The organism is Aeromicrobium sp. (genome assembly GCF_014378035.1).
In the GTDB taxonomy this organism is placed as follows: Bacteria; Actinomycetota; Actinomycetes; order Propionibacteriales; family Nocardioidaceae; genus Aeromicrobium.
Genome location: NZ_JACMOM010000047.1, coordinates 1 through 2,591 on the forward strand (window position 1 = coordinate 1; position 2,591 = coordinate 2,591).

Genomic DNA, 2,591 nt, shown 5'->3' on the forward strand with positions numbered 1-2,591 from the left:
GATTCACCTCGTGGTCAACGAGGAGGTGTCGTCACCCGGAAGGTGCGCAGCTGACCATCATGATGTCTCCCTCAACAAGCCGCTCCCTGCGGCCTTCCCTTGATGGACTTTAGTCCCGGCCAAACCCCTCTGTCCGGCGAATCCGCAAATAAAATCTTTAGCGCTACGGGACAAAGGTCCGTACCGGCATTGTCGGCTGGTCCCGTTCGCGCCGACGAGGTCGAGAACGTCCCAGGACGCGCTCATCACGGCGTCGAACAAGATCCGCGTCATCAACGTCGAACCTGGCCGTATTCGCGGGGACCTGCATGACGGCTGGGGCTCGCTCGGCATCAGTCACAGACGACGAGCACTAGCCTCGGTGCCGACCGCCGGTCTGTTCTGGGCCGTCGAACGGGGCCGAGGCAGAACGGCGGGCCGCCCCGCCCCAGACGGACGCCAGGCGGATCACCGCGAGCAGAACGCCAGCAACAACACCCAGCACCACCAAGGTGCTCAGGACGACATTCATTCCGATCTGGTCGAACATACGCTGCTCCCAGTCTTCGCATCAGTGGCGGAGAAACGGTACCGCTGAACGCGTCGATCCGCAGGTCGAACCATGTCTGCAGGAAGATGTCAGTGTGAGCTCCTCTCCCGAACAGATCAAGCGGCTCGACCAGCACGAGCTGCGGGCAAGCTGGGTCGATGCCGCACCGACGTCCTTCTGGCTTGACACCCCCGACCGCCCGAAGCCGCGCCCGCCGCTGGACGGCGACGCCACGACGGGTCTCGCGATCGTCGGAGGTGGTTTCACCGGGCTGTGGACCGCTCTCCTGGCCAAGGAGCGCGACCCCGACCGCGACATCATCCTGATCGAGGGCGGGCGCATCGCGGACGCTGCCACGGGGCGCAACGGAGGGTTCTGCTCCGCGAGCCTCACTCACGGCGAGGCGAATGGGCGCGAGCGCTGGCCCGAGGAGTACGACGACCTGCACCGACTCGGCATGGACAACCTCGACGAGATCGCCGCGACGGTGCAGCGGTATGACATCGACTGCGACTTCAGCCGTTCCGGCGAGCTCTCGGTGGCCACCCGATCGCACGAGCTCGGGGAGTACGACCCCAACGAACCGGACTTCCTCGACGCCGACGCCGTCCGTCGCGAGCTCGACTCCCCCACGTACCTCGGGGGCAGCTGGGATCGAGACGGCACCGCAATGCTCGACCCCGCCCGCCTGGCCTGGGGCCTCGCGGCGGCAGCCGAGGCCGCCGGTGTCCGCATCGTCGAGCACACGCACATCGACCGGATGCGCCGGCAAGGCGACCGCATCGCGCTGCAAACCAGCAATGGCGTCATCCTTGCCGACCGCGTCGCGCTCGCGACCAACGTTTTTCCCTCCCTGCTGGCGAGGCTGAAATTCCACCTCGTGCCGGTGTACGACTACGTGCTCACGACCGAGCCGCTGACGGCCGAGCAGCTCGCGGCGATCGGCTGGCCCCACCGCCAGGGCGTGTCCGACTCGGGCAACCAGTTCCACTACTACCGGATCACGGCGGACAACCGGATCCTGTGGGGCGGCTTCGACGCCGTCTACCACTACGGCCGGCGCATGCGACCCCGCTACGAGCACCGCGCCGAGACCTACCAGGTGCTGGCGGGCAACTTCTTCGACACGTTCCCCCAGTTGCGTGGCCTGCGCTTCAGCCACCGGTGGGGTGGCGTGATCGACACCTGCACACGCTTCTGCGCCTTCTTCGGGACCACCCACGGAGGCCGGGTCTCGTACGCCACGGGCTACACCGGCCTCGGCGTCGGAGCCACCCGGTTCGGCGCCAACGTCATGCTCGACCTGCTGGCGGGCGACGACACCGAGCGCACTCGTCTCCGGATGGTTCGCACCAGGCCGATGCCGTTCCCGCCCGAACCGTTCGCCTGGATCGGTATCCGCGTCACGACGTGGTCGCTCGTCCGGGCCGACCGCACCGGCCACCGCAACCTCTGGCTGCGGGTGCTCGACCGCTTCGGGCTCGGCTTCGACTCGTGAGGTGTGACTCGTGACAGCACGCGGAAGGCGGTTGCTCAACGTCGTCGTCCTGGGCGTCGGCGTCGCGCTGATCCTCTTCGTGGCCAGCAGAGCAGGCTCGTCATCCAACGGCTCGTCAACCAACGGGTCAGGCCCGGCCCGGGACGTTCCCCTGTTCGTTCGCACGACCTGCGCGGACGTGGTCGTTCTCGGGCTCCGCGGTTCGGGTCAGTCGACGACCGCGAGCAAGGGGGTGGGCAATGAGGTCCTCGCGTCCGTGAGCGCCATGGCCACCCAGCTGCACCGCCGCTCCGACGCCACAGTGAGGCTCGAAGCTGTGCCGTTTCCGGCGAACTACGCGCCGACCCTCGCCAGGTACATCTCCCACATCAAGCAAGGCAAGAAGCTCATGGCGACCCGTCTCACTGAGCTTTCCGCCAGGTGCAAGGACACCTCGTTCGCCTTTGTCGGCTTCAGCCAGGGAGCCAACGTGGTGCACAACTTCTCGGCCGACCTGACCGCCGCGCAGGCGCGACGCGTCGCGGTCGTGGCGATGATCGCCGACCCCGTGAAGAACCCTGCCGA

At 67.3% G+C, this 2,591-nt stretch carries 3 protein-coding genes; 2 read left to right on the forward strand and 1 reads right to left on the reverse strand.

From position 1 onward, the window contains the following. Nucleotides 1–352: 352 nt before the first annotated feature. Nucleotides 353–529 (reverse strand): hypothetical protein, encoded by a 177-nt coding sequence (locus tag H7290_RS02660; protein ID WP_290512468.1) that lies wholly within the window; start codon nucleotides 527–529, stop codon nucleotides 353–355. Nucleotides 530–623: 94 nt separating this feature from the next. Between H7290_RS02660 and H7290_RS02665 the strand changes: the two genes are divergently transcribed. Next, nucleotides 624–2,027 carry an FAD-binding oxidoreductase gene (locus H7290_RS02665; protein ID WP_290512469.1) on the forward strand — a complete coding sequence of 468 codons (1,404 nt, stop codon included), beginning with the start codon at nucleotides 624–626 and terminating at the stop codon, nucleotides 2,025–2,027. 10 nt (nucleotides 2,028–2,037) lie between these two features. Further along, a partial coding sequence (locus H7290_RS02670) for a cutinase family protein (protein ID WP_290512470.1) occupies nucleotides 2,038–2,591 on the forward strand: 554 nt, incomplete at its 3' end.